This is a genomic window from Arhodomonas sp. AD133, assembly GCF_051195215.1.
Lineage (GTDB): Bacteria > Pseudomonadota > Gammaproteobacteria > Nitrococcales > Nitrococcaceae > Arhodomonas.
Map to the genome: position 1 here is coordinate 95,065 of NZ_JBNAZM010000011.1, position 25,941 is coordinate 121,005.

The following is a 25,941-nucleotide window of genomic DNA, read 5'->3' on the forward strand; positions in this document are numbered from 1 at the left end:
GCCGCAGGGCGCGCGTTCCGAGTCCGCGAAGTACTTCATGGGGTGGCACTCCCCGGTCACTTGCTACTGCCGACTTTCCGCTTTCAATCTGCTTCTTCCAACTTCTGAGTTCTCACGAAGCGAGCCCATGAAAATCATCATTCTCGGCGCCGGGCAGGTGGGCAGCACCGTGGCGCAGAACCTCGCCAGCGAGGACAACGACATCACGGTCGTGGACGTGAGTCCGCACGTGCTGCAGGATCTCCAGGACCGTCTCGATCTGCGTACGGTCGTCGGCAGCGCGACCTACCCGGACGTGCTCACCCGCGCCGGCGTGGACGATGCAGACATGATCATCGCGGTGACCGATTCCGACGAGGCGAACATGATCGCCTGCCAGGTCGCCGATACGCTGTTCAATACCCCCACGAAGATCGCCCGCGTGCGCGCGGTGGAGTATCTCTCCTGTCCGCAGCTGTTCTCCCCGGACGCGATGCCCATCGACGTGATCATCAGTCCGGAGCAGCTCGTCACCCAGTACGTCAAACGGCTCATCGAGCACCCGGGGGCGTTGCAGGTGCTCGACTTCGCCGGCGGCAACGTGCGCCTGGTCGCCGTGCGCGCGTATTACGGTGGTCCTCTGGTGGGCCACGAGCTGCGCGCCCTGCGCGAGCACATGCCCGCCATCGAGGCGCGGGTGGCGGCAATCTTCCGGCGCGGCCGGGCCATCATTCCCGAGGGCGACACCGTGATCGAGGCCGGCGACGAGGTATTCTTCGTCGCCGCGCGGCGCAATATTCGCGCCATCATGAGCGAGCTGCGGCGGCTGGAGAAGCCGGTCAAGCGCATCATGATCGCCGGCGGCGGCAACATCGGCAAACGGCTCGCGCAGTCCCTGGAGGGGCGCTTCCAGACCAAGATCATCGAGCGCGACGACCGCCGTTGCCGACTGGTTTCCGAAGAGCTCAAGAAGACGATCATTCTCCGCGGGGACGCCGCGGACGAGGATCTGTTGCTCGAGGAGAACATCGAGAACACGGATGTCTTCTGCGGCCTGACCAATGACGACGAGGCCAATATCCTCTCGGCGATGCTCGCCAAGCGGCTCGGTGCGCGCATGGTCATGGCGCTCATCAATCGCCCCGCCTACGTGGATCTGGTGCAGTCCAGCGAGGACATCGACGTGGCGATCTCGCCCCAGCACGCCACCATCGGCAGCCTGCTCGCACACATCCGCCGCGGCGACGTGGTCAACGTGTACAGTCTGCGGCGTGGGGCGGCCGAGGCCATCGAGGCGGTCGCCCACGGCGACGCCAAGAGCTCGGCGGTGGTCGGCCGGCGCATCGACGAGATCCGTCTTCCGCGGGGCACCACCATCGGTGCGATCGTACGGGGGGACGAGGTGATCATGGCCCATCACGACACGGTGATCGAGTCCGAAGACCACGTGATCCTCTTTCTGGTGGACAAGACCCGCCTCACTGACGTCGAGAAGCTCTTTCAGGTCGCAGTTACGTTCCTCTGATGCGTTTCGACGCCGTTCAGCGCATTCTGGGCGTGCTGCTGATGGTCTTCAGCCTGACCATGCTTCCGCCCGCGCTGCTTTCCGCGCTGATCGACGACGGCGCCGTCACCGCCTTCATCAGTACCGCGAGCCTGCTGGTGGTCATCGGCGCCGCGCTGTGGCTGCCGGTGCGTAAGCTCCAGCGCGAGCTGCGCACGCGCGACGGCTTTTTCATTGTCGCCCTCTTCTGGGTGGTGCTCGGCATGGCGGGGGCCGTACCGTTTCTGCTCGATGAGCGCACGGGCATGAGCGTGGCGGATGCCCTGTTCGAGAGTATCTCGGGACTGACCACGACCGGCGCTACGGTGATCGTCGGTATCGACGAGCTGCCGATGTCCATCCGCTATTACCGCCAGCAGCTACAGTGGCTCGGCGGCATGGGCATCATCGTGCTGGCCGTCGCCATTCTCCCCATGCTCGGCATCGGCGGCATGCAGCTCTATCGCGCCGAGCTGCCCGGCCCGGTGAAAGACGCCAAGCTCACGCCGCGCATCACCGAGACCGCGAAGGCGCTGTGGTACATCTACCTCGGGCTTACCATCGTCTGTGCCCTCGCCTACTGGCTCGCGGGCATGGATGCCTTCGACGCTATCAGCCACGCGTTCTCCACCATCGCCACCGGAGGCTTCTCCACTCATGACGAGAGCGTTGGCTACTTCGACAGCGCGCTCATCGAGATGATCGCCGTGGTGTTCATGTTCATCTCGGCGGTGAACTACTCGCTGCACTTCCTGGTCTGGCGCTGGCGCTCGGTGCAGCCGTGGTTGAGGGATCCGGAGCTGCGTTTCTACGTGGGCCTCGTGATCGCTGCCTGCGTGCTGGTCACTGGTGGCTTGTTCCTCTACGAGTCGGGCCATGGCATTGAAGATCCGGATCTGTGGCACCACGCGATTTTTCAGGTGGTTTCCTTCGCCACCACCACCGGCTACACCACCACGGGACATCACCTATGGCCGGCATTCGTGCCCGTGTTGCTGCTGCTGCTCGCCTTCGTCGGCGGCTGCGGCAGCTCCACTTCCGGCGGCATCAAGGTCGTGCGCGTGTTGCTGCTCATGCGCCAGGGCGGCCGCGAGATCCTGCGCCTGATTCACCCGCAGGCGGTACTGCCGGTGAAGCTTGGCGCGAAACCGGTGGACGAGCGCGTAACCGACGCCGTGTGGGGGTTCTTCGGCGCCTACGTGGCCCTGTTCTCCGCGATCATGCTGCTGCTCATGGCGATGGGCCTCGACCAGGTCACCGCCTTCTCCGCCACCGCATCGGGCATGAACAACCTGGGCCCGGCGCTGGGAGACGTTGCGGCGAACTTCGCCAGCGTGGGCATCGGCCCGAAACTGCTGATGTGTTTCGCCATGGTGCTCGGCCGGCTGGAGATCTTTACGCTGCTCGTGCTTTTCACGCCGGCGTTCTGGCGGCGCTAGAGAGTGGAGTTAAAAGTCTAAAGTCGAAAGTTGAAAGCGGTTGATGAGACCCCCACAGGGAACTTTAGCGCTTTAAACTTTCCACTTTTCACTTTCTACTGGCCTTTATGAACATCGACGCCCTGGAAGCCATGCTCGCCCGCGGTCAGGACAGCGCCATGCTGCGCCTGACGCTGGGCAATGCCTATGCCAAGGCCGGGGACAGCGAGCGGGCGGAGTCGCATCTGCGGGCCGCGGTCACGCAGGACGCCGGTTACTCCGCAGCCTGGCGTGCGCTCGGCCGGCTCCAGCAGAAGGCCGGCGAGCTCGATGCCGCTGCCGAGAGCTACCGGCAGGGGCTGACCGCCGCGCGGGAGCGTGGTGACATGCAGATCGTCCGCGAGCTGGAGGTGCGTCTGCGGCGGCTCGAGCGCGAGGGTTGAGTCACCGAGTCCGTCAGATCCCCGGCCTCTGCTCTACACTTGCCCTATGGCTCTACTTGCTCTAGAGGCAATCAGCGAAGGAGGCGTTATGGACTGGCAGAAACAGATGGAAGAGGCGATGTCGACATGGACCGAGACGCAGCGTCGCCTCTGGGACCAGTGGTTCGAAGCCATGCGCGGCGGTGGTGCCGGCACGGGTTCCTGGGAAGAGATGCGCGCGGTGCAGCAACGCCAGGTGGAGGCCTGGGAGGAGGCTGTGCGCGAAGCGCTCGAGCGCCAGCAGCAGTGGATCGGCGGCCTCTCTGGCGGCGCCGATCCCAGTGGCTGGGCGACGCAGATGCAGCAGATGATGCGTGCGTGGACGGAGGCCCAGAGCGAGCTTTGGCGCAACTGGCTGGAACGCACGGAGCAGATGCAGCCGGCGGTGCGCGATATGCCCTGGTATCGCAACGCCCAGCAGGTTCTCGACGCCTGGGAGCAGGCTGCCAAGCAGGCGACGTCGGCGACCGGTGGTGACAGCGATAGCGATAGCGACAGCGACAAGCAGTGATGATGCGCTCGGGGGTCAGCGCTTGGCCCCCGTCGCCCCGCACCGGTGACGATCGCGCCTCAGGGGACGACGAGTACTGTTCAGCGTTTCCTGAAAGGACAAAAGGACAATGGGGGCAGGCGCCGGAAAGAAAAAAGCCGGCGCGTTCCGTGCACCGGCGGTCAGGTTCACTTGGCTGGAGGTGATCTGCGCGCGCCCTCGTCCTGAGGTTGGGGGGCTCCTGCCGGGCGTGCGCCACGTCCGTGTGTCGTTGTTCTTCTTGCCGCAGCCTCCGCTGCCGCGGTGACTCGCCGTCTCTGGCAAGTGCAGGAGTAGAATGCCACGGTGGTCCGGGTGTCGCTGTCGGGCAACATTGACACCCAATGTAAGAAATTACTTACAGAGTGAATACAGGATGATCGGGTTGTTGCAGCGGGTCACCGAAGCGGAGGTCACCGTCGCTGGTGACTGCGTCGGGCGCATAGCCCACGGCTTGCTGGTACTGGTCGGGGTCGAACGCGGTGACGACGATGCTGCCGCGGTGCGGCTGGCCGAGCGGCTCGTGGGTTACCGGGTCTTCGAGGACGAGTGGGGGCGCATGAACCGCTGCTTGGCCGATGTCGACGGCGGTCTGTTGCTGGTGCCTCAGTTCACTCTGGCCGCCGATACCCGCAAAGGAACCCGGCCGGGTTTCTCCACTGCCGCCTCCCCGGATGAGGGCGAGCGGCTGTTCTCCGTGCTCGTGGAGGCGGCGCGGGCGCGTCACCGACACGTGGCGACCGGGCGCTTCGGTGCCCACATGCGCGTGGCGCTGGTCAACGACGGACCCGTGACTTTCCGGCTGCAGGTCCCTGCGGCCGCCAGCTGATCGCCTCGCGCACGCAGACTGCCGTCAACACTGTTCAGAAGGTCTATCGGCAAGGCGCGCTCGCGCCGGCGTGGCCGGGTCACGTCAAGCGAGCGCAACGCCGCCACCGGGCCGCTGTGGCGCTCCCTTCGGGCCGGACTGTGCGCCGATGGGGTCTGCGTTGCTCGCCGCTCATGGTGCCCGGCTACACCGCGCGCCTCGCGCCTTGCCCCATCGGCGCACAGTCCGGCTGACGCACGACAATACCTCTGAGAAGATTAGTATGCTCCCAGGCCGGTCATGGGTATCGTCGTGCGGCGCGAAGCAGCCACCCGTGCGGGCGCCGGCAGTCGGCAACGCGAATGACCGGGGCAGGTCAACAGGCCCTTGTTGTGCGCGGCGTGGTATGCTCCGCGCGACAAGCAGTCCTGCGGATTCTTTGGATTCTTCAACCATGGCTGATCGAAGCGCAAGCGTCGCGCGTGACACGCTGGAGACCCGCATCCGGGTCGACATCAACCTGGACGGCCGCGGTGAATCGCGGCTCGCTATCGGGGTGCCCTTCCTCGAGCACATGCTCGACCAGATCGCCCGCCACGGGCTTATCGATCTGACCGTCGAGGCCGAGGGCGATCTCCACATCGACGCGCACCACACGGTCGAGGACGTCGGCATCACCATTGGCCAGGCGCTCGCCCAGGCAGTGGGCGAGAAGAAGGGCATCCGCCGTTTCGGTCACGCCTATTGCCCCCTCGACGAGGCGCTCTCGCGGGTGGTGGTGGACTTCTCCGGCCGACCGGGGCTCGAGTTCCATGTGGAATTTCCCCGCGCGCGGATCGGCGAGTTCGACGTCGATCTCTTCCGCGAGTTCTTCCAGGGCCTGGTCAACCACGCCTGGATAACGCTGCACGTGGACAATCTGCGTGGCCGCAATGCTCATCACATCGCCGAGACGGTGTTCAAGGCCACCGGGCGGGCGCTGCGTATGGCGCTGGAGAGTGATCCGCGTCTCGCGGGCGCCACGCCGTCCACGAAGGGCGTGCTGTAGGACCTGCTGACGTATTGCGAGTGCGCCGCGCTAGGCTTGTCAGCCGTGCAGGAAGGCGCAAGGAGTGAAGTTTAGTGATTCTGAATAAGCGACGAGCAACGCCGCCTGGGCGGCTGACAAGCCAAACCCGGAGGGCCGGCGCCCAGTTGGCGCTATCCTACGTCGGCGCTCCCTTACGTAGTGCCGCTACGCTACGCTCGCGCCGCCTTGACTTGCGCCAACAGGGCGCCGGCGCGGCGTGCCCGCGATGCGTCAGCAGGGCCTAGGCATGGGGGCCACGGTTGTCGTCGACTACGGCATGGGCAACCTGCGCTCCATGGCGAAGGCACTGGAACACGCCGGTGCCGAAGCGGTGCGGGTGACCGATGATGCCGAGACCATCGCGGCTGCCGAGCGGGTCGTCTTCCCCGGCCAGGGTGCGGCCCGTGATTGTATGAGTGCGCTGCATACCCACGAGCTCGTGGACGTGCTCGGCGAGGCCATGACGCGCAAGCCGTTTCTCGGCGCCTGCATGGGCATGCAGGTGCTACTGGAGTGGAGCGACGAGAACGACGGCGTGGAGCTGCTCGGGCGCTATCCGGGGCGCATCCGGCATTTCCGTGAGCATTTCGATGTCGCTTCGGGATTGAAAATTCCGCACATGGGGTGGAATCGGGTCCGCCACAGCCGCGATCATCCGCTGTGGGCCGGGGTCGCCGACGGCGAGTGGTTCTATTTCGTTCACAGCTACTATGCCGAGCCCGCCGACCCGACTCTCGTCGTGGGGACGGCGGACTACGGCGGCGAGTTCGCCTGCGCGCTCGCCCGCGAGAACGTCTTCGCCACCCAGTTCCACCCCGAGAAGAGTCACCATGCGGGCCTGACGCTGCTCGCCAATTTCCTCCGATGGGACGGAACCGTATAACGATCTGGACAAGACCATGCTTCTGATTCCCGCAATCGACCTCAAGGACGGCAAATGCGTACGTCTGCGCCAGGGGCGCATGGACGATGAAACCGTCTTCTCCGATGATCCGGTGGCGATGGCCGGGCGCTGGATCGAGGCCGGTGCCCGGCGCATCCACCTGGTGGACCTCAACGGCGCGGTGGCCGGGTTTCCGGTGAATGCCGATATCATCGGCCGCATCGCCGAGGCGTATCCCGACGTCGAGCTTCAGGTGGGTGGCGGCATCCGCAGCTTCGACGTGATCCAGACGTATCTGGACGTCGGCGTGGACTACGTCATTATCGGTACCCAGGCCGTGCGCCGTCCGGCGTTCGTGGACGACGCCTGCGACGAGTTTCCCGGCCACATCATCGTCGGCCTCGACGCCAAGGACGGAATGGTGGCCACCGACGGCTGGGAGAAGGTTTCCACGCGAACCGCCGCCGAGATGGCGCAGCGCTTCGAGGCGGCCGGCGTGGAGGCGATCGTGTTCACCGACATCGGCCGCGACGGCATGATGCGAGGCGTGAATGCGGCCGCCACCGCAGCACTCGCGCGTTCCGTGAACATTCCCGTTATCGCCTCCGGCGGCGTGAGCACCATGGATGATGTGCGCGCTCTCTGCGACGCTGCCGGTGACGGCATCGACGGCGCCATCGTCGGCCGGGCGCTCTACGAAGGCAGCCTGGATCTCGCCGAGGCCCAGCGCGCCGTGCTGGAGCTTACCCGTGGCACTGGCTAAGCGCATCATCCCCTGCCTGGACGTGGACGCCGGGCGGGTGGTCAAAGGTGTGCGCTTCGTCGATATCCGCGACGCCGGCGATCCGGTGGCGGTGGCGCGGGAATACGACCGTGCCGGGGCCGACGAGATCACCTTTCTCGACATCACCGCCAGCCACCAGGAGCGCGAGACCATCGTCGACGTGGTGGAGGCGGTGGCGAGCGAGGTATTCATTCCGTTGACCGTCGGCGGTGGTATCCGGGAGGTCGCCGACGTGCGCCGCATGCTCAACGCCGGTGCCGACAAGGTCGCTATCAACACCGCCGCGGTGAAATGTCCCGAATTCGTTGCCGAGGCGGCGCAGCGCTTCGGCTCGCAGTGCATCGTCGTGGCGGTGGATGGCAAGCGCGTGAGTGCCGATGGCGAGCCGCCCCGGTGGGAAGTGTTTACCCACGGTGGCCGTCGCCGGACCGGCATCGATGCCGTCGAATGGGGGGCGCGCATGGCCGAGCTCGGTGCCGGTGAGCTGCTCGTCACCAGCATGGACCGTGATGGCACCAAAGCCGGCTTTGACTGCGCGCTCACACGGGCGATCTCGGAGGCGACCGGTGTGCCGGTCATCGCCTCCGGGGGCGTCGGCACTCTCCAGCATCTCGTCGACGGGGTGCTCGACGGTCATGCCGATGCCGTGCTCGCGGCGAGCATCTTCCACTTCGGCGAGTACTCCATCGGCGAGGCCAAGGCGTACATGGCCGAACGCGGTATCGAGGTGCGGCGATGAGCTGGCTGGACGAGGTACGTTTCAACGACGACGGCCTGGTGGCGGCGATCGCCCAGGACGCCGACGACGGCCGCGTTCTGATGATGGCGTGGATGAACCGCGAGGCCCTTGCCCGCACCGCCGAGCTCGGTGAGGCGGTGTACTACTCCCGCTCGCGCGGGCGGTTGTGGCACAAGGGTGAATCGTCCGGACACGTGCAGCGCGTGCGCGAGCTTCGAATCGACTGCGACGGCGACGTTGTGTTGCTGAAAGTCGAACAGGCGGGTGGCATTGCCTGTCATACTGGAAGGCGCAGCTGCTTCTATCGCCGGCTCGACGGCGGCGGCTGGGCATCCGCCGATCCGGTGGTGCGGGATCCGGAGTCGATCTACGGAGGCGATGGATGAGCGACGAGGATGTTCTCAATCGTCTGGCGGCCGTGCTCGAGGCGCGCAAGGGCGATGATCCGAAGGCGTCGTACGTCGCCAAGCTCTACGCCAAGGGCGCTGACCATATTCTCAAGAAGGTCGGCGAAGAGGCCACGGAGACGGTTCTCGCCGCCAAGGACGGGGATCGTGAGCATCTGGTTTATGAGACCGCGGATCTGTGGTTCCATACTTTGGTAATGCTGGCCCACTATGATCTCGGGCCGGCCGACGTCCTCGCTGAGCTCGGTCGTCGATTCGGCCTCTCCGGCCTCGAGGAGAAGGCTGCGCGCGACGAGGGCAGCGACTGATCGACACAGGCCCCATCAACACACATCGGCCGCCGCCTGCCTGATAGCGGCCGTATTCCCTCAGGAGGGTTCCCCATGGGTTTCGGTGGTATCAGCATCTGGTCTCTCCTGCTCATCCTGGTCATCGTGCTGCTGCTGTTCGGTACCAAGAAGCTGCGCAACGTCGGCAGCGACCTTGGCGGTGCGATCAAGGGCTTCAAGAGCGCCATCAACGAGGGCGAGCAGGAGCAAAAGCGCGACAGCGACGCTCCCAGCGAGCAGCGTCTGGAAGGCGGTGACGAGAGCGAGGCGAACGCCGGTCACGACACCGACGCTTCTCGCGATCGCCACCACACCTCCTAGCGTCGGCGGCTGGCAATGTTCGACGTCAGCTTCTGGGAGCTGCTCGTCATCGGCGTGATCGCGCTGATTGTGGTCGGCCCGGAGCGCTTGCCGGGGCTGATGCGAACGCTCGGCCTGTGGGTGGGTCGGGCGCGCGCCACGTTCTACTCCGTGCGCGACGAAATCGAGCGCGAGGCCAATGCACAGGGTCTGCGCGATACGCAGCGCGCTTTACGCGATACCGAGCGCGACCTCCGCGAAGGCGTGCAGAGCACGACCGACAGTGTGCGCTCCGAGGCCGAGCGCGCCCGTCAGGGCGTCGAGGAAGCCGCCGGTGCGGCGCAGGCCGGCAACCAGGCCGGCACATCCACCGGCGATGACGATGCCACGCAACACCGAGGAGACCAGGCCGAGCGATGAGCGCCGACCCTCGCGACGAACACGCCGTGGACGAGGACCGTCCCCTGCTCAGTCACCTCCTCGAGTTGCGCAGCCGGCTGCTGCGGATCGTCGTGGTGACGCTCGCCGTCTTCCTGCTGCTCTATCCGGTACGCGAGCCGCTCTATCACTGGCTTTCCGGCCCGCTGCAGGCGGTGCTGCCGGAGGGAGGACAGATGATCGCCACACAGGTGGCGACGCCCTTCCTTATACCGTTGAAGCTTGCGCTGGTCTCGGCGTTATTCCTGTGCGTGCCCTATATCCTCTATCAGGTGTGGGCCTTCGTCGCCCCGGGACTCTACCGCCACGAGCGCCGACTGGTCTGGCCGTTGCTGGGCTCGAGCGTGGTGCTCTTCTACCTGGGCATGGCGTTCGCGTACTTCGTCGTCTTTCCGCTGGTGTTTCGCTTCTTCGCCGGGGTCACGCCCGAGGGCGTGGCCATGATGACCGACATTGGCGAGTATCTCTCGTTCGTGCTCACGCTGTTCTTCGCCTTCGGCACGGCGTTCGAGGTGCCCATCGCCACGATCCTGCTCATCCGCAGCGGCGTGACCACCCGCGCCGACCTCGGGGCCAAGCGTCCCTACGTCATCGTGGCCGCGTTCACCGTCGGCATGCTGCTCACACCGCCGGATGTCATCTCTCAGATACTACTCGCGCTGCCGGTGTGGCTTCTCTTCGAGCTAGGGCTCATCTTCTCCCGGTTTTTGCCGACAGCGGCTGGCGACAAAGCGACCGAAAGCTGACTGTTAGGTAAGAATTCGGTCGCCCCTGATCGGGTGCGGCTCCGTCAGAGGTCGCATGTTGCGCCTAAACCCGCGCCACTGTTGCGCCTGTGGTCGGCCCCGCGTATCGTATTAAGGGTGTGTTGCGCTTGAGCACGCTCCCGGAGATTGGGTGAGTGCTGAGCGCGCGCCACTCTTCCTGGGCAGCAAACGTCGGGCACACAGCGAGATGAGCGCTTCCGGAGCGAGTGCATCCGGTCCCGAAGATTCGGACGGCGGCGAACGGCCGCACCCGGCCCTCCCGGGCCGGCAGCCCGTGATCGCAGGGCAGCTGCCCCGGCGGTTTTCCCCTCTCTCCCACTCGCGTGCGGGTCCTGCCGCATCGGCCGGCAAGCCCGGGCGCCGGGCTACCATTATCGGTAGTCGTCCTCTGCACACGCGCGCAAATCGCCAGGTGAACTTCCCATGAATGGTGCTTTTGAACGGTTTCTGCGCAACTCGTATCTCAGCGGTTCCAACGCGACGTATATCGAGGCGCTCTACGAAGCCTATCTCAGCGATCCCGACTCGGTGCCCGCCGAATGGCGGGGATACTTCCAGGGACTCGAAGCGGGTGAGGGCGTAACCGGAAAGGACATCCCGCACAGTCCCATCGTCGCCGAGTTCGAGCGCATCGGGCGACAGCGCGGCGGTAACGGTGCCGCTGCCGAAGCGATGGCGCCGGAAGTCGCACAGAAGCAGGCGTCGGTGCTGCGCCTGATCAATGCCTACCGTTTCCGGGGGCATCAGCTCGCGGATATCGATCCGCTCGAGCTGCGCGAGAAGCCCGAGGTGCCCGATCTGGACCCGGTCTACCACGGTCTCACCGAGGCCGACATGGACCGGACATTCAACACCGGGTCGCTGTTCACCGCCGAGCGGCAGACGCTGCGCGAGATCATCGCCCTGTGCGAGGAGGTCTATGCCGGCAAGATCGGCTCGGAGTACATGCACATCACCGACACGGTGCAGAAGCGCTGGATCCAGGAGCGCCTGGAGAAGCCGCGTGCGCGCCCGGATCTCGGCGCCGAGCGTCGCATCGAGCTGCTACGCCGGCTAACCGCCGCCGAGGGCATCGAGAAATACCTGAACAGCAAGTACGTCGGGCAGAAGCGCTTCTCGCTGGAGGGTGGCGAGACCCTGATCCCCCTGCTCGACGAAGTGGTCCAGCGCGGCGGCGCACAGGGGGTCAGGGAGCTGGTGCTGGGCATGGCCCACCGTGGCCGGCTGAACGTGCTGGTCAACCTGCTCGGGAAGTCGCCCAAGGATCTCTTCGCGGAGTTCGAGGGGGACTACGAGCTGGAGAAGGCGACCGCCGGCGACGTGAAATACCACATGGGCCACTCCTCGGACATCATGACCGATGGCGGCCCGCTGCACCTGGCGCTGGCGTTCAACCCCTCGCATCTGGAGATCGTCGATCCCGTGGTCGAGGGATCGGTGCGCGCGCGCATGCAGCGCCGGCGCGATTTCGAGGGCGACGAGGTGCTGCCGGTGCTCATTCACGGTGACGCCGCCTTCGCCGGTCAGGGCGTGGTCATGGAGACTTTCCAGCTCTCCCAGGCACGTGGCTTCTACACCGGTGGCACGGTGCACGTAATCGTCAACAACCAGATCGGGTTCACCACCTCGAACCCGCTGGATACGCGCTCGACGCTGTACTGCACCGAGGTCGCCAAGATGGTGCAGGCGCCCATCTTCCACGTGAACGGCGACGATCCCGAGGCGGTGCTGTTTGTCACCCAGCTCGCGATGGACTACCGCAAGCGCTTCAAGCGCGACGTGGTCATCGACCTCATCTGCTACCGCAAGCACGGTCACAACGAGGCGGACGAGCCGTCGGCGACTCAGCCGATGATGTATCAGAAGATCAAGCAGCACACCCCGGTGCGCAAGCGCTACGCCGAGCGCCTCCAGGAGGCCGGAGCGGTGGAGGCCGACATCGTCAAGCAGCTCGAGCGCGACTACCGCGACGCCCTGGACGAGGGCCGAATCGTCGCGCCGCGCATCCTCGATGCCGTGCACAACGAGTACGCCGTCGACTGGACGCCGTACTTCAACGACGGCGGCGAGCGGGAGGTGGCGACTGCGGTGTCGCTGGAGCGTATCCGCGCGTTACAGGAGAATCTTCAGCGCCTGCCCGAGGGCTTCGAGCTCAACCCGCGGGTGGCGAGCATGATGGAGAGCCGGCGCAAGATGGCCGCCGGTGCGCTCGCCATGGACTGGGGCTTCGCCGAGACCATGGCGTACGCCAGCCTTCTGGAAGAGGGCTGGAATGTCCGTCTCACCGGCCAGGACTCCGGTCGCGGCACGTTCTTCCATCGCAATGCTGTGCTGCACAATGCCCGCGACGGCAGCACCCACGTGCCGTTGAAGGACATCTCCACGGACCCGTCGAATTTCACGGTGATCGACTCGCTGCTCTCCGAGGAGGCTGTGCTCGGCTTCGAATACGGCTTCGCCACCGCCGATCCGGAAACCCTGGTGGTCTGGGAGGGGCAGTTCGGTGACTTCGTCAACGGTGCCCAGGTCGTCATCGACCAGTTCCTGAGCTCGGGTGAGGCGAAGTGGGGCCGGCTGTGCGGCCTTACCCTGTTTCTCCCCCATGGCTACGAGGGCCAGGGACCCGAGCACTCCTCGGCCCGGCTGGAGCGCTTCCTGCAGCTGTGCGCCGAGCACAACATCCAGGTGTGCGTGCCCTCCACGCCGGCGCAGTTCTTCCACATGCTGCGTCGGCAGCTGCTCCGGCCCGGACGCAAGCCGCTTATCGTCATGACGCCCAAGTCACTGCTGCGGCACAAGCTCTCCACCTCCGTGCTCGACGATCTCTCCCGCGGCCATTTCCACGTGGTGGTCGACGAGATCGACGATCTCAAGGTGAAGGACATCCGGCGCGTCGTCCTGTGCAGCGGCAAGGTCTACTACGATCTGCTTCAGGAGCGACGCAAGCGCGAGCAGACCGATGTCGCCATCGTGCGCGTCGAGCAGCTCTATCCCTTCCCCGAGAAGGAGCTCGCTGCCCTGCTCAAGCGGCGCTACAAGGGGGCGAAGGACATCGTCTGGTGCCAGGAGGAGCCCAAGAACCAGGGCGCGTGGTATCAGATCCGTCACCACCTGGTGAATTGCCTGACGCGGGAGCAGACGCTTGCGTACGCTGGCCGGGACCCCTCGGCGTCCCCGGCGGCCGGCTACGCCAAGCTGCATCACGATCAACAGCGCCGTCTGGTCGAAACGGCGCTCGACTGAGTATTTCGCCGGACGAATCGAGGCCTGGCCGCCAGGCCACAGGGGATAACAAGCGAGGAATCGATGAGCATCGAAGTCAAGGTACCCGCACTGCCCGAGTCCGTCAGCGAGGCGACGGTGGTCACCTGGCACAAGCAGCCCGGTGACGCCGTCGAGCGCGACGAGAACCTAGTGGACATCGAGACCGACAAGGTCGTGCTCGAGGTCCCGGCGCCGGAGGACGGCGTGCTCGGCGAAATACTCAAGAATGACGGGGACACGGTCACCGCCGACGAAGTCATCGCCACCCTGGGCGAAGGCGGGGCGGCGGCTGCCGGTGGCGGAGAAGCCAAGGCCGAGGAAACTGCCCAGGCGGCGTCCCAGGGGCCCGAGGCGGAAGCGGCTGGATCTGCGTCGCAGGCGAGCGAGGCGAACGCCGCGCCGGCGGAAGTCAACGATGAGCTCTCGCCGGCGGTACGCCGTCTGGTCGCCGAGCACGATCTGGATCCGGCCCGGATCGAGGGGACCGGTCGCGAAGGGCGCATCACCAAGGAGGACGTCGTCCGTTATCTGGACAATGGCGGGGGCGAGGCGAGCACCGAGGCCGAGACCGCCGAGCGTCGCCCGCGCGAGCCAGAGCCCGCCGGGCGCCGCAGTGATGCATCGCCGCAGGCCAAGCGCTCGCCGGAAGTCCCCGCGACCGAGGCGCCCGGCGAGCGCCCCGAGCGGCGCGTGCCCATGACCCGCCTGCGCCAGCGCATCGCCGAGCGTCTCGTCGAGGCGCAACAGACCGCCGCCATGCTCACCACCTTCAACGAGGTGAACATGCAGCCGGTCATGGAGCTTCGCGGGCGCTACAAGGACCGCTTCGAGAAGTCCCACGGCATCAAGCTGGGCTTCATGTCCTTCTTCGTGAAGGCTGCCGTGGAGGCACTGAAGCGTTTCCCCGCCGTGAATGCCTCCATCGACGGCAAGGACATCATCTACCACGGCTATTACGACATCGGCATCGCCGTGTCCACCGAACGTGGGCTGATGGTGCCGGTGCTGCGCAACGCCGACCAGCTCTCCTATGCGGAGATCGAGGAGAGCATTGCCGACTTCGGCAAGCGCGCCAAGGAGGGCAAGATCGGTATCGAGGAGCTCACCGGGGGCACCTTCACCATTACCAACGGCGGCATCTTTGGCTCGCTATTGTCCACGCCTATCATCAACCCGCCCCAGAGCGGCATTCTCGGCATGCACAAGATCCAGGAACGGCCCATGGTGGTCGATGGCGAGGTCAAGGCGGTACCCATGATGTACCTCGCGCATTCGTACGACCATCGCATCATCGATGGCCGCGAAGCGGTGCAGTTCCTGGTCACGATCAAGGACATGCTCGAGGATCCGGCACGCCTGCTGCTCGAGGTCTGAGCGAGCGCACGGAACGACACCAGACAACAGGAGACAACATGGCCAATTCCTACGACGTCATCGTCATCGGCGCCGGGCCGGCCGGCTATGTCGCGGCCATCCGCTGCGCGCAGCTGGGGCTGAACGTCGCTTGCATCGACGAATTCCGCCGCAAGGACGGCGAGCCGGCGCTGGGGGGCACCTGCCTGAATGTCGGCTGCATCCCGTCCAAGGCGCTGCTCGACTCCTCCGAGCAGTATCACAAGGTCAACGAGGAGCTCGCCGGGCACGGCATCAACGTCAAGGGCGTGAGCCTCGACGTTCCGCAGATGATCAGCCGCAAGGACAAGGTCGTCGCCGATCTCACCGGTGGCATCCGGCAGCTGTTCAAGGCGAACAAGATCGAGTGGCTGCAGGGCCACGGGAAGCTGCTCACCGAGCGGCGTGTGGAGTTCACGCCGCACAAGGGCAAGGCGCAGACCCTGCAGGCACAGAACGTCATCCTCGCCACCGGCTCCAAGCCCATCGACATCGGTGCGGCGCCGGTGGACGAGGAGCGCATCCTCACCTCCGACGCTGCGCTCGAGATCTCCGAGGTGCCCAAGCGCCTGGGCGTCATCGGCGCCGGCGTGATCGGCCTGGAGATGGGCAGCGTGTGGAACCGGCTCGGTTCCAAGGTGGTGCTGCTCGAGGCCCAGGACGAGTTCCTGGCGCCGGTGGACCAGCAGGTCGCACGCGACGCCAAGCGCCAGTTCGAGAAGCAGGGGCTGGATATCCGACTTGGCTGCCGCGTGACCGAGACCCGCAAGGGCAAGACCGTCTCGGTGCACTACGAGGACAAGGACGGCAAGCAGAACATCCAGGTGGACAAACTCATCGTCGCCGTGGGTCGCCGGCCCAACACCGAGGGCCTCTCCCATGACGACGTGGAGCTGCTGACCGACGAGCGCGGTTTCGTCCACGTCAACGACCACTGCGAGACCAACATCCCGGGCGTCTACGCCGTTGGCGACGTGGTCCGCGGCCCGATGCTCGCCCACAAGGGCAGCGAGGAAGGCATGATGGTTGCCGAGCTGATCGCCGGTCAGCCCGGGCACGTGAACTACGAAACCATCCCCTGGGTGATCTACACGCATCCGGAGATCGCCTGGGTGGGCAAGACGGAGGCCCAGCTCAAGAAGGCGGGAACGCCGTACAAGTCGGGCACCTTCGGCTTCGCCGCCACCGGCCGTGCCCGGGCGATGGATTACCCCGTGGGCATGGTGAAGATCCTCGCCCATGCCGAGACCGACCGCATCCTGGGCGTACACATCGGTGGCCCCCAGGCGTCGGAGCTCATTACCGAGGCAGTGGTCGCCATGGAGTTCTCGGCGAGCTCGGAGGATCTGGCGCGCACCATCCACGCTCATCCGACGCTCTCCGAGGCCGTGCACGAGGCCGCCCTGTCGGTGGACAAACGGGCCATTCACAAGGCGAACTGAGTTGGCTGAAAACGCACCGACCGTGGAGAAGCCGCCTTCGGGCGGCTTTTTTGTGGGCGAAAGCGTGGCATTACCTGTGATCGGATTAGTATTTTGCAAGAGAAGTTAGTGCCGCCGTCAATGCACGGATTCGCGCATTATTGTGTTTTCCAATACCGATAGATCCATGCGATCCGGTGTAAGCGGATAATCCCTCAAATTGTTTTTTAAGACATTGTTTTTAAAGTGATTTGGGAAACGGTTTTACGTTAGCGTAAACTGGCGATCCGACGCTGCGGCGGCTGCGCCGGATTGCGCCATCCGCCGCTGATCCCCAGGGCGCGCTGCGCCCCGTGACGAGGGAGAAAAAACCATGCCTACCATCGAGTCAGCCGGCCGCCGTTTCCGTCAGGCCGTCGCCGAGGAGCGTCCGCTCCAGGTCGCCGGCACCATCAATGCCTACTCGGCGCTGCTGGCCGAACGCGCCGGCTTCCGCGCCATCTATCTCTCCGGCGGCGGCGTCGCCAACGCGTCTTATGGGCTGCCGGATCTCGGCATCACCCAGCTCGCCGACGTCGCCGAGGATGTGCGCCGTATCACCGGCGTATGCGACGTGCCCCTGCTGGTGGACATCGACACCGGCTGGGGAGGCGCTTTCAACATCGCCCGAACGATCCGGGAGCTTGGCCGCGCCGGTGCCGCCGCCGTGCATATCGAGGACCAGGTGCAGGCGAAGCGTTGTGGCCACCGCCCCGGCAAGGCCCTGGTGTCCACCGGCGAGATGGTCGATCGCGTCAAGGCCGCCGTGGATGCCCGCGTCGACGAGGAATTCGTGATCATGGCGCGCACGGACGCGCACGCCAGCGAGGGGCTGGAATCCGCGGTGGCGCGTGCCAACGCCTACGTGGACGCCGGCGCCGACATGATCTTCGCGGAGGCGCTGCATACCCTCGAGGAGTTCCAGGCGTTCGCGGGCCGGGTGCCGGTTCCGGTGCTCGCGAATATCACCGAGTTCGGCAGGACCCCGCTGTTCACCGTGGACGAGCTGCGCGACGCCGGTGCCGGCCTGGTGCTCTACCCGCTGTCTGCCTTCCGTGCCATGAGTCGCGCCGCAGAGCAGGTCTACGCGGCGATTCGCCGCGACGGCACGCAGCAAGGCGTCACCGACATGATGCAGACTCGGGACGAGCTCTACGACGTGCTCGGCTACCATGACTACGAGCGCAAGCTCGACGAGCTGTTCGCGCGCGGCGACGACTGATCCACGCGCGGTGATCGCGCCGCGGCGCGGATCCGAACATCGATCGCGAAGGAGAGGCAACATGGCAGAGAAGAAAACGGGTGCCGGCCTGCGCGGCACCAGTGCCGGCGAGACCGCCCTGTGTACCGTTGGTATCAAGGGAACGGGGCTCACCTACCGCGGCTATGACATCCACGATCTCGCCGAGCACGCCGAGTTCGAGGAAGTGGCCTACCTGCTCCTCTACGGTAAGCTGCCCACAAGCGGCGAGCTCGCCGATTACAAGCGCCGTCTCAAGGGGCTGCGCCAGCTCCCCGATGCGCTCAAGGAGGTGCTCGAGCGCATCCCGGCCGACGCGCACCCGATGGACGTGATGCGTACGGGTTGCTCCATGCTCGGCAACCTCGAGACCGAGCAGAGCTTCGACGAGCAGCAGGAGGTCGCCGATCGCCTCCTCGCCGTACTGCCGGGGATCATCACGTACTGGTATCGCTATTCCCACGACGGTGAGCGCATCGATCCGGCTACTGACGATGACTCCATCGGTGCGCAGTTCCTCCACCTGCTCCACGGCGAGGCGCCCAACGCCACCCACGAGAAGGTGATGCACGCCTCGCTCATCCTGTATGCCGAGCACGAGTTCAACGCCTCGACGTTCACCGCACGGGTGTGCGCGTCGACGCTCTCGGACATGCATTCCTGCATCACCGGGGCCATCGGCTCCCTGCGGGGGCCGCTTCACGGCGGCGCCAACGAAGCGGCGATGGCGATGATAGAGCAGTGGTCCGACCCCGACGAGGCCGAGCGCGAAATCCTCGGCATGCTCGAGCGCAAGGACAAGATCATGGGCTTCGGCCACGCCATCTATCGCGACAACGACCCGCGCAACGCCATCATCAAGAAGTGGTCGAAGTGCCTCGCCGAGGAGGTGGGCGACACTGTGCTCTATCCGGTTTCCGAGCGGGTGGAGGCGGTCATGTGGCGGGAGAAGCAGCTTTTCGCCAACGCCGATTTCTTCCATGCGAGCGCGTATCACTTCATGGGCATTCCCACCAAGCTCTTCACTCCCATCTTCGTGATGTCGCGAGTGACCGGCTGGTGCGCCCACGTCTTCGAGCAGCGCGCGAGCAACCGCATCATCCGCCCGAGCGCCGATTACACCGGCCCGGATCTGCAGCAGTGGATCCCCATCGACGAGCGCGACTGACCAATCTCCCCCGCGCGTGCGGCACCGAGCCACGCCACCCATCCGGGTCCGCCAGGGACGGCACGTATCCGGGGCAAGCGGGCCGCCGGCGCGAGGGAGCCGCGCCGGGCCCCTGATCGTACATGCCGAGCCGGCGGCCACGCCGGTCCGCACGGCCAGGAAGCTGGAAGAACGACGCCATGAACACCCAATACCGCAAGTCCCTGCCGGGCACCGACCTCGATTACTTCGACACCCGGGCCGCGGTCGAAGACATTCGCCCGGGTGCCTACGACAAGCTCCCCTACACGTCGCGCGTGCTGGCGGAGAATCTGGTGCGCCGCTGTGATCCGTCACAGCTCACCGCCGCGCTCACCCAGATCATCGAGCGCCGGCGCGACCTGGACTTCCCCTGGTACCCGGCACGGGTCGTCTGCCACGACATTCTCGGCCAGACAGCGCTGGTGGACCTCGCCGGCCTGCGTGACGCCATCGCCGAGAAGGGTGGCGACCCGGCCAAGGTGAACCCGGTGGTGCCGACCCAGCTCATTGTCGACCACTCCCTGGCCGTGGAGTGCGGCGGCTACGACCCGGACGCCTTCAGGAAGAACCGCGAGATCGAGGACCGGCGCAACGAGGACCGCTTCCACTTCATCGACTGGACCAAGAAGGCCTTCGACAACGTGGACGTCATCCCCCCGGGCAACGGCATCATGCACCAGATCAACCTGGAGAAGATGTCGCCGGTGGTGCAGGCGCGCGACGGCGTGGCCTTCCCCGATACCTGCGTGGGCACCGACAGCCACACCCCCCACGTGGACGCGCTGGGCGTGATCGCCGTGGGTGTCGGCGGCCTGGAGGCGGAGAGCGTCATGCTCGGCCAGCCCTCCTACATGCGCCTGCCCGACGTCGTCGGCGTCGAGCTCACCGGCAAGCCGCAGCCGGGCATCACCGCCACCGACATCGTCCTGTCGCTGACGGAGTTCCTGCGCCGCGAGCGCGTGGTCTCCGCGTACCTGGAGTTCTTCGGCGAGGGCGCCGAGGCCCTGACCGTGGGAGACCGCGCCACCATCTCCAACATGACCCCGGAGTACGGCGCCACCGCGGCGATGTTCCATATCGACCGCCAGACCATCGACTACCTGACGCTCACCGGCCGCGACGACGACCGGGTGAAGCTCGTCGAGACCTACGCGAAGGAGGCCGGCCTGTGGGGCGATGCCCTGAAAACCGCCGAGTACGAGCGCACACTCACCTTCGACCTCTCCGCGGTGGAGCGGACCATGGCCGGCCCGTCCAACCCGCACCGCCGCCTGCCCACCTCGCAGCTCGCCGAGCGCGGCATCGCCGGCGATTGGGAGGAGGCGGAAGGACAGATGCCCGACGGTGCGGTGATAATCGCCGCCGTGACCAGCTGCACCAACACCTCCAACCCGCGTAACGTGGTTGCTGCCGGCCTGCTCGCGCAGAAGGCCAACGAGATGGGCCTCACCCGCAAGCCCTGGGTGAAGACCTCGCTGGCGCCGGGTTCCAAGGCGGTGCAGATGTACCTGGAAGAGTCCAGCCTGCTCCCGGAGCTGGAGCGCCTCGGCTTCGGCATCGTCGGCTTCGCCTGCACCAGCTGCAACGGCATGTCCGGCGCCCTCGACCCCGAGATCCAGCAGGAGATCATCGACCGCGACCTCTACACCACGGCGGTGCTATCCGGAAACCGCAACTTCGACGGCCGCATCCACCCCTACGCCAAGCAGGCCTTTCTCGCTTCACCGCCGCTGGTGGTGGCCTACGCCATCGCCGGCACCGTGCGCTTCGACATCGAGAAGGACGCGCTGGGCTACGATGCCGACGGCAACCCGGTTACCCTCAAGGACCTGTGGCCCTCCGACGAGGAGATCGACCGCATCGTGCGCGAGAGCGTCAAACCGGAGCAGTTCCGCAACGTCTACACGCCGATGTTCAACATCAAGGTGGAGAAGGGCGAGCAGGTCAGCCCGTTGTACGACTGGCGCCCCATGAGCACCTACATCCGCCGGCCCCCGTACTGGGAGGGCGACCTCGCCGACAAGCCTGCGCTCAGGGGTATGCGGCCGCTGGCAGTGCTGCCGGACAACATCACCACCGACCACCTCTCGCCGTCCAACGCCATCCTGCCGGACAGCGCGGCCGGCGAGTACCTGGCGAAGATGGGCCTGCCGGAGGAGGACTTCAACTCCTACGCTACCCACCGCGGCGACCACCTCACCGCCCAGCGCGCGACACTTGCCAACCCCAAGCTCTTCAACGAGATGGTGCGAGACGAGCACGGCGAGGTTCGCCAGGGCTCGCTCACCCGGTTGGAGCCGGAGGGCGAGGTCATGCGTATGTGGGACGCCATCGAGATCTACCAGCAGCACCGGCAGCCGTTGATCATCGTTGCCGGTGCCGACTACGGCCAGGGTTCGTCGAGAGATTGGGCCGCCAAGGGCGTGCGCCTGGCAGGCGTCGAGGCCATCGCCGCCGAGGGCTTCGAGCGTATCCACCGCACCAACCTGGTGGGCATGGGCGTGCTGCCGCTGCAGTTCCAGGAGGGCACCACCCGCAAGACGCTGGGCATCGACGGCACCGAGACCTACGACGTCGAGGGCGAACCGGCCCCGGGCGCCACCCTGACCCTGGTGATCCATCGCCAGGACGGCAGCCGCGAGGAGGTTCCGGTGATCTGCCGCCTGGACACCCAGGACGAGCTCAGCATCTACTCCGCCGGCGGCATCCTCCAGCGCTTCGCCAAGGAGTTCATGGGCGAGCGCCCGGACGCGGAGGCCGCGAGTAGCTGAGAGGCACCCCCTCTCCCCCGACCCCTCTCCCGCGAGGGGAGAGGGGAGCGAGAAGGCAGCCCGGGCGAGCATTGCCGCGCCTCTGTCGCCACGGGAGGCGCGAACCGACAAAGCCTACCCTTACACGGGAGCCATGGCTCGACAAAGCTCTCCCCTTCACGGGAGGCACGGACTGACAAGGCCTTGCCTTCGCGGAGGCCATGGACCGACAAAGCTTTCTCTTCATGGGGAGGCACGGACTGACAAGGCCTTGCCTTCGTGGAGGCCATGGACCGACAAAGCTTTCCCTTCATGGGGAGGCAAGGACCGACACGGCCTTTCCGTTCACGGGAGGCGAGGACCAACAAAGCCCCTCTCCCTTCATGGGAGAGGGGTTGGGGAGAGGGTGAAACGGACATCAACCCGGTCACGGAGGACCACTATGAACCAGCGAGGCTTCGCGAAATCGCTGCGCCGGAACATGACGGACGCCGAACGGCTGTTGTGGCGCCACCTGCGCGCCCATCGCCTGAATGGCCAAAAATTCCGCCGCCAGCAGCCCATCGGCCCGTACATCGTGGACTTCGTCCACTTCCGCGCACGGTTGATCGTCGAATGTGACGGCGGCCAGCACAACGAAAGTGCCGCCGACCACCGCCGCGACACCTGGCTCCAGGCACAGGGCTTCACGGTCCTGCGCTACTGGAACCACCAGATACTGAATGAGACGGACAACGTACTGAACGACATTCACAATGCCCTCCATGCCCCGCCGCTCCCCGCCGGAGACGGGTCGGGCGAAAGGGGTACGTGACCAGCGGCCCTCGACCTGGATAACCCCACGTCCCCCTCTCCCCTCGCGGGAGAGGGGTCAGGGGAGAGGGGGGAGAGAGGGAAATACGGAGCAACCGACATGACCCACGCACCGCAGATCCGCATCCCCGCCACCTACATGCGCGGTGGCACCAGCAAGGGTGTGTTCTTCGGGCTCGATGACCTCCCGGAAGCCGCCCAGCAGCCCGGCCCGGCCCGCGATGCCCTGCTGCTGCGCGTCATCGGCAGTCCCGACCCGTACGGCAAGCACACCGACGGCATGGGCGGCGCCACCTCATCCACCTCCAAGACCGTGATCCTGTCGAAGAGCGACAGCCCCGATCACGACGTCAACTACCTCTTCGGCCAGGTCTCCATCGACAAGCCCTTCATCGACTGGAGCGGTAACTGCGGCAATCTCACCGCGGCGGTGGGCGCCTTCGCCATCGAGCGCGGCCTCATCGACCCCGAGCGCATCCCCGAGAACGGCTACTGCACCGTGCGTATCTGGCAGGCCAACATCGAGAAGACCATCATCGCCCACATCCCCATCACTGACGGCGCGGTGCAGGAGACCGGCGACTTCGAGCTGGATGGCGTCACCTTCCCCGCCGCCGAGATCCGGATCGAGTTCATGAATCCCGCGGACGGCGGCGGCGCCATCTTCCCCACCGGCAACCTCGTGGACGCCCTGGAAGTGCCGGGCGTTGGCACGTTCGAGGCCACCATGATCAACGCCGGCATCCCCACCATCTTCGTCAACGCCGAGGACATCGGCTACACCGGCACCGAGCTCCAGGGCGCGATCAACGAGGACGCCAGGGCCCTGGAGATGTTCGAGACCATCCGCGCCCACGGCGGCGTGCGCATGGGCCTGTTCGAGGACGTAGCCGAGGCCGCCAACCGCCAGCACACGCCCAAGATCGCGTTCGTCGCCCCGCCGAAGGGCTACACCGCCTCCAGCGGCAAGGCGGTGAAGGCCGAAGACATCGATGTGCTCGTCCGCGCCCTGTCCATGGGCAAGCTCCACCACGCCATGATGGGCACCGCGGCCGTCGCCATCGCCACCGCCGCCGCCATTCCCGGCACACTGGTGAACCTCGCCGCCGGCGGCGGCGACCGCAACGCCGTCCACTTCGGACACCCCAGCGGCACCCTGCGCGTGGGCGCCGAGGCCAAACAGGTGGACGGCGCCTGGACCGTGGAGAAGGCCATCATGAGCCGTAGTGCGCGGGTGCTGATGGAGGGCTGGGTGCGGGTGCCGGGGGATGCGTTCTAGTCGTCCCGCATGCGGCCTGGGCTACCCGGACCGTTTCGCCCTCTCCCCAACCCCTCTCCCGTCCAGGGAGAGGGGCTAGAGAGTTGTCGTGATCGAACGTCGTGGCGCTCTCATACTCCCTTTTCCCGTCCAGGGCGAGGGATTGGAGACTTGTCGTGATCGAATGCTGTGGCGTCCCCATACTCCCTCCCCTGTCCAGGGTGAGGGATTGGAGGTTTGTCGCGATCGAACATCGTGGTGCTCTCATACTCCCCTCTCCCCCTCGCGGGAGAGGGGTAGGGGGAGAGGGGGATAGTCGCGATAGCGGCTTGTTTCTCTTTCAACGTTTCAAGGGTTTAGACCCGCGGCTACCGACACCAAGAATGACTACGCGGGATATCCATGTCGCCGGCCGGATACCCCATCGAACAAAGCGGCATTCAGGAGGAGGCGACCATGAGCACCAGCACTGGATCGTCCCAGCGTCCGGACTACGATAAGGCGCTCCGGGACATCGCCGAGTACGTGGTCAACACGGAGATCACGTCCACGCAGGCGTACGAGACCGCCCGCTACGATCTGATGGACACCCTGGCCTGCGCAATGCTGGCGCTGCAGTACCCGGCCTGCACCAAGCTGCTTGGGCCGGTGGTCGAGGGAGCGGACATGCCGAATGGCGTGAAGGTGCCGGGCACGCATTTCCGGCTGGACCCGGTGACCGCGGCCTGGAACATCGGCGCGATGGTGCGCTGGCTGGACTTCAATGACACCTGGCTGGCGGCGGAGTGGAACCATCCTTCGGACAACCTGGGTGCCATCCTCGCGATCTCGGATCACCTCTCCCGCCGCGCGGTGACCGAGGGCCGGACGCCGATGACGGTGCGCGATCTGCTCACCGCGATGATCAAGGCGCACGAGATCCAGGGCATCCTGGGGCTGGAGAACAGCTTCAACCGTGTCGGCCTGGACCACGTAATGCTGGTGCGAATCGCTTCCTCCTGCGTGTCCATGGGCCTGCTCGGCGGTGACGCGGACGACGTCACCAACGTGGCGTCCCACGCCTTCATCGACGGCTCCGCTCTGCGCGCATACCGCCATGCCCCGCAGGCCGGCCCGCGCAAGAGCTGGGCGGCGGGTGACGCCTCCTCCCGCGGGCTGCGGTTGGCACTGATCGTGGACAAGGGGGAGATCGGCTATCCCAAGGCGCTGTCAGCGTCCACCTGGGGCTTCAGCGACGTGCTGTTCAAGGGCAACGAGCTGCAGTTCAGCCGGGGCTACGGCAGCTATGTGATGGAGAACATCCTGTTCAAGCTCTCCTTCCCGGCGGAGTTCCACGCCCAGACTGCCTGCGAGGCGGCGATGACCCTGCACCCCCAGGTCAGCGACCGCCTCGACGAGATCGAGCGCGTGGTCATCGAGACCCAGGAGGCAGGCGTTCGCATCATCGACAAGACCGGCCCCCTCAACAATCCCGCCGACCGCGACCATTGCATCCAGTACATGACCGCCGTGCCGTTGATCTTCGGCCGTCTCACTGCCGAGGACTACGAGGATCACGTCGCCGCGGATCCGCGCATCGATGCCTTGCGCGGGAAGATGGAGGTGGTGGAGAACGAGCAGTTCTCGAAGGACTACCTCGACCCGGAGAAGCGCTCCATCGGCAACGCGGTGCAAGTGTTCTTCACCGACGGCAGCAAGACCGAGCGGGTCGCCGTGGAGTACCCCATCGGCCACCGCCGCCGCCGCGAGGAAGGCATTCCGGTACTGGTGGAGAAGTTCGAGAAGGCGCTCGCCACGCGTTTCGCCCCCAGGCAGGCCGAGCGCATCAAGCGCGCCTGCTCCGACCGGCAGACACTCGAGGCCATGCCGGTACACGAGTTCGTGGATTTGTGGGCGCTCTGACAGAGGGTGGCGCCAGGCTTGTGCCGTGCGATGCGGCGGAATCGGGAGTTCCAATTGCCGCTGAGTTGAAAGTGCAAAGTACAAAGTTGCAAGACGATCCCGGCACCCGTGCTTGCTACTTTACTAACCTTGCAGGAAATATTGTCAGGTCTCAGCGCCACTGCGCGGCGGCTCGGCAAGGCGCGTGAGCGCCGGCGT

Annotated in this window: 22 protein-coding genes and 1 pseudogene; all 23 read left to right on the forward strand. The window is 65.9% G+C overall.

The genetic code is table 11. The annotated features are described in order from the left end of the window. Positions 1-127: 127 nt before the first annotated feature. On the forward strand, positions 128-1,504 hold the full coding sequence (gene trkA, locus ACPEES_RS09105; RefSeq protein WP_435103149.1) for a Trk system potassium transporter TrkA: 1,377 nt from the start codon (positions 128-130) through the stop codon (positions 1,502-1,504). Beyond that, positions 1,504-2,961 (forward strand): TrkH family potassium uptake protein, encoded by a 1,458-nt coding sequence (locus ACPEES_RS09110; RefSeq protein WP_435103151.1) that lies wholly within the window; start codon positions 1,504-1,506, stop codon positions 2,959-2,961. Before trkA ends, ACPEES_RS09110 begins: the two co-directional genes overlap by 1 nt. Positions 2,962-3,068: 107 nt before the next feature. Next, on the forward strand, positions 3,069-3,383 hold the full coding sequence (locus ACPEES_RS09115; RefSeq protein ID WP_435103153.1) for a tetratricopeptide repeat protein: 315 nt from the start codon (positions 3,069-3,071) through the stop codon (positions 3,381-3,383). A gap of 88 nt (positions 3,384-3,471) precedes the next feature. Continuing rightward, positions 3,472-3,933 carry a hypothetical protein gene (locus tag ACPEES_RS09120; RefSeq protein ID WP_435103154.1) on the forward strand — a complete coding sequence of 154 codons (462 nt, stop codon included), beginning with the start codon at positions 3,472-3,474 and terminating at the stop codon, positions 3,931-3,933. 394 nt (positions 3,934-4,327) lie between these two features. After that, a complete protein-coding gene (gene dtd / locus ACPEES_RS09125) occupies positions 4,328-4,780 on the forward strand; it encodes a D-aminoacyl-tRNA deacylase (RefSeq protein WP_435103155.1) in 453 nt (150 codons plus the stop codon). A 433-nt stretch (positions 4,781-5,213) separates the two neighbouring features. Further along, positions 5,214-5,807, forward strand: a complete 594-nt coding sequence (gene hisB, locus ACPEES_RS09130; protein ID WP_435103156.1) for an imidazoleglycerol-phosphate dehydratase HisB — start codon at positions 5,214-5,216, stop codon at positions 5,805-5,807. 268 nt (positions 5,808-6,075) lie between these two features. Continuing rightward, positions 6,076-6,711, forward strand: a complete 636-nt coding sequence (gene hisH, locus ACPEES_RS09135) for an imidazole glycerol phosphate synthase subunit HisH (protein WP_435103157.1) — start codon at positions 6,076-6,078, stop codon at positions 6,709-6,711. Positions 6,712-6,727: 16 nt separating this feature from the next. Next, entirely contained in the window at positions 6,728-7,474 is a 747-nt protein-coding gene (gene hisA, locus ACPEES_RS09140; protein WP_435103158.1) for a 1-(5-phosphoribosyl)-5-[(5-phosphoribosylamino)methylideneamino]imidazole-4-carboxamide isomerase, read from the forward strand. Further along, positions 7,461-8,234, forward strand: coding sequence for an imidazole glycerol phosphate synthase subunit HisF (hisF, locus tag ACPEES_RS09145; RefSeq protein ID WP_435103160.1), 774 nt, complete (start codon positions 7,461-7,463; stop codon positions 8,232-8,234). Before hisA ends, hisF begins: the two co-directional genes overlap by 14 nt. Next, complete coding sequence (gene hisI / locus ACPEES_RS09150; protein WP_435103161.1) at positions 8,231-8,620, forward strand: phosphoribosyl-AMP cyclohydrolase; 390 nt, start codon at positions 8,231-8,233, stop codon at positions 8,618-8,620. The genes hisF and hisI overlap by 4 nt, the downstream gene beginning before the upstream one ends. Continuing rightward, positions 8,617-8,949 carry a phosphoribosyl-ATP diphosphatase gene (locus ACPEES_RS09155; RefSeq protein ID WP_435103162.1) on the forward strand — a complete coding sequence of 111 codons (333 nt, stop codon included), beginning with the start codon at positions 8,617-8,619 and terminating at the stop codon, positions 8,947-8,949. Before hisI ends, ACPEES_RS09155 begins: the two co-directional genes overlap by 4 nt. Positions 8,950-9,024: 75 nt before the next feature. Beyond that, positions 9,025-9,291, forward strand: coding sequence for a Sec-independent protein translocase subunit TatA (tatA, locus tag ACPEES_RS09160; RefSeq protein WP_435103163.1), 267 nt, complete (start codon positions 9,025-9,027; stop codon positions 9,289-9,291). A 15-nt stretch (positions 9,292-9,306) separates the two neighbouring features. Further along, positions 9,307-9,690: a Sec-independent protein translocase protein TatB gene (gene tatB / locus ACPEES_RS09165; protein ID WP_435103164.1), complete on the forward strand. Its 384-nt coding sequence runs from the start codon at positions 9,307-9,309 to the stop codon at positions 9,688-9,690. Beyond that, a pseudogene (gene tatC / locus ACPEES_RS09170) lies at positions 9,687-10,451 on the forward strand (twin-arginine translocase subunit TatC); the annotation flags it as partial. The gene tatB and the pseudogene tatC, both read left to right, overlap by 4 nt. A gap of 447 nt (positions 10,452-10,898) precedes the next feature. After that, positions 10,899-13,718, forward strand: coding sequence for a 2-oxoglutarate dehydrogenase E1 component (locus ACPEES_RS09175; protein WP_435103165.1), 2,820 nt, complete (start codon positions 10,899-10,901; stop codon positions 13,716-13,718). Between the two features lie 63 nt (positions 13,719-13,781). Next, positions 13,782-15,113, forward strand: coding sequence for a 2-oxoglutarate dehydrogenase complex dihydrolipoyllysine-residue succinyltransferase (odhB, locus tag ACPEES_RS09180; protein WP_435103166.1), 1,332 nt, complete (start codon positions 13,782-13,784; stop codon positions 15,111-15,113). Between the two features lie 38 nt (positions 15,114-15,151). Then, complete coding sequence (gene lpdA / locus ACPEES_RS09185; RefSeq protein WP_435103167.1) at positions 15,152-16,573, forward strand: dihydrolipoyl dehydrogenase; 1,422 nt, start codon at positions 15,152-15,154, stop codon at positions 16,571-16,573. Positions 16,574-16,925: 352 nt separating this feature from the next. Continuing rightward, positions 16,926-17,813 (forward strand): methylisocitrate lyase, encoded by an 888-nt coding sequence (prpB, locus tag ACPEES_RS09190; RefSeq protein WP_435103168.1) that lies wholly within the window; start codon positions 16,926-16,928, stop codon positions 17,811-17,813. Between the two features lie 61 nt (positions 17,814-17,874). Beyond that, positions 17,875-18,999 (forward strand): bifunctional 2-methylcitrate synthase/citrate synthase, encoded by a 1,125-nt coding sequence (prpC, locus tag ACPEES_RS09195; protein ID WP_435103169.1) that lies wholly within the window; start codon positions 17,875-17,877, stop codon positions 18,997-18,999. Positions 19,000-19,178: 179 nt separating this feature from the next. After that, complete coding sequence (acnD, locus tag ACPEES_RS09200) at positions 19,179-21,791, forward strand: Fe/S-dependent 2-methylisocitrate dehydratase AcnD (RefSeq protein ID WP_435103170.1); 2,613 nt, start codon at positions 19,179-19,181, stop codon at positions 21,789-21,791. A gap of 421 nt (positions 21,792-22,212) precedes the next feature. After that, positions 22,213-22,584 carry an endonuclease domain-containing protein gene (locus ACPEES_RS09205; RefSeq protein WP_435103172.1) on the forward strand — a complete coding sequence of 124 codons (372 nt, stop codon included), beginning with the start codon at positions 22,213-22,215 and terminating at the stop codon, positions 22,582-22,584. Between the two features lie 99 nt (positions 22,585-22,683). Continuing rightward, positions 22,684-23,862 (forward strand): 2-methylaconitate cis-trans isomerase PrpF, encoded by a 1,179-nt coding sequence (gene prpF / locus ACPEES_RS09210; protein WP_435103173.1) that lies wholly within the window; start codon positions 22,684-22,686, stop codon positions 23,860-23,862. A gap of 435 nt (positions 23,863-24,297) precedes the next feature. Next, the gene (locus ACPEES_RS09215; protein WP_435103174.1) at positions 24,298-25,743 is read left to right on the forward strand and encodes a bifunctional 2-methylcitrate dehydratase/aconitate hydratase; all 1,446 of its coding nucleotides are present in this window, start codon (positions 24,298-24,300) and stop codon (positions 25,741-25,743) included. Positions 25,744-25,941: the final 198 nt, after the last annotated feature.

Bases quoted from the DNA above. Each gene is read 5' to 3' on its own strand.
- trkA (WP_435103149.1), top strand. From the start codon at position 128: ATGAAAATCATCATTCTCGGCGCCGGGCAGGTGGGCAGCACCGTGGCG.
- ACPEES_RS09110 (WP_435103151.1), top strand. From the start codon at position 1,504: ATGCGTTTCGACGCCGTTCAGCGCATTCTGGGCGTGCTGCTGATGGTC.
- ACPEES_RS09115 (WP_435103153.1), top strand. From the start codon at position 3,069: ATGAACATCGACGCCCTGGAAGCCATGCTCGCCCGCGGTCAGGACAGC.
- ACPEES_RS09120 (WP_435103154.1), top strand. From the start codon at position 3,472: ATGGACTGGCAGAAACAGATGGAAGAGGCGATGTCGACATGGACCGAG.
- dtd (WP_435103155.1), top strand. From the start codon at position 4,328: ATGATCGGGTTGTTGCAGCGGGTCACCGAAGCGGAGGTCACCGTCGCT.
- hisB (WP_435103156.1), top strand. From the start codon at position 5,214: ATGGCTGATCGAAGCGCAAGCGTCGCGCGTGACACGCTGGAGACCCGC.
- hisH (WP_435103157.1), top strand. From the start codon at position 6,076: ATGGGGGCCACGGTTGTCGTCGACTACGGCATGGGCAACCTGCGCTCC.
- hisA (WP_435103158.1), top strand. From the start codon at position 6,728: ATGCTTCTGATTCCCGCAATCGACCTCAAGGACGGCAAATGCGTACGT.
- hisI (WP_435103161.1), top strand. From the start codon at position 8,231: ATGAGCTGGCTGGACGAGGTACGTTTCAACGACGACGGCCTGGTGGCG.
- ACPEES_RS09155 (WP_435103162.1), top strand. From the start codon at position 8,617: ATGAGCGACGAGGATGTTCTCAATCGTCTGGCGGCCGTGCTCGAGGCG.
- tatA (WP_435103163.1), top strand. From the start codon at position 9,025: ATGGGTTTCGGTGGTATCAGCATCTGGTCTCTCCTGCTCATCCTGGTC.
- tatB (WP_435103164.1), top strand. From the start codon at position 9,307: ATGTTCGACGTCAGCTTCTGGGAGCTGCTCGTCATCGGCGTGATCGCG.
- ACPEES_RS09175 (WP_435103165.1), top strand. From the start codon at position 10,899: ATGAATGGTGCTTTTGAACGGTTTCTGCGCAACTCGTATCTCAGCGGT.
- odhB (WP_435103166.1), top strand. From the start codon at position 13,782: ATGAGCATCGAAGTCAAGGTACCCGCACTGCCCGAGTCCGTCAGCGAG.
- lpdA (WP_435103167.1), top strand. From the start codon at position 15,152: ATGGCCAATTCCTACGACGTCATCGTCATCGGCGCCGGGCCGGCCGGC.
- prpB (WP_435103168.1), top strand. From the start codon at position 16,926: ATGCCTACCATCGAGTCAGCCGGCCGCCGTTTCCGTCAGGCCGTCGCC.
- prpC (WP_435103169.1), top strand. From the start codon at position 17,875: ATGGCAGAGAAGAAAACGGGTGCCGGCCTGCGCGGCACCAGTGCCGGC.
- acnD (WP_435103170.1), top strand. From the start codon at position 19,179: ATGAACACCCAATACCGCAAGTCCCTGCCGGGCACCGACCTCGATTAC.
- ACPEES_RS09205 (WP_435103172.1), top strand. From the start codon at position 22,213: ATGAACCAGCGAGGCTTCGCGAAATCGCTGCGCCGGAACATGACGGAC.
- prpF (WP_435103173.1), top strand. From the start codon at position 22,684: ATGACCCACGCACCGCAGATCCGCATCCCCGCCACCTACATGCGCGGT.
- ACPEES_RS09215 (WP_435103174.1), top strand. From the start codon at position 24,298: ATGAGCACCAGCACTGGATCGTCCCAGCGTCCGGACTACGATAAGGCG.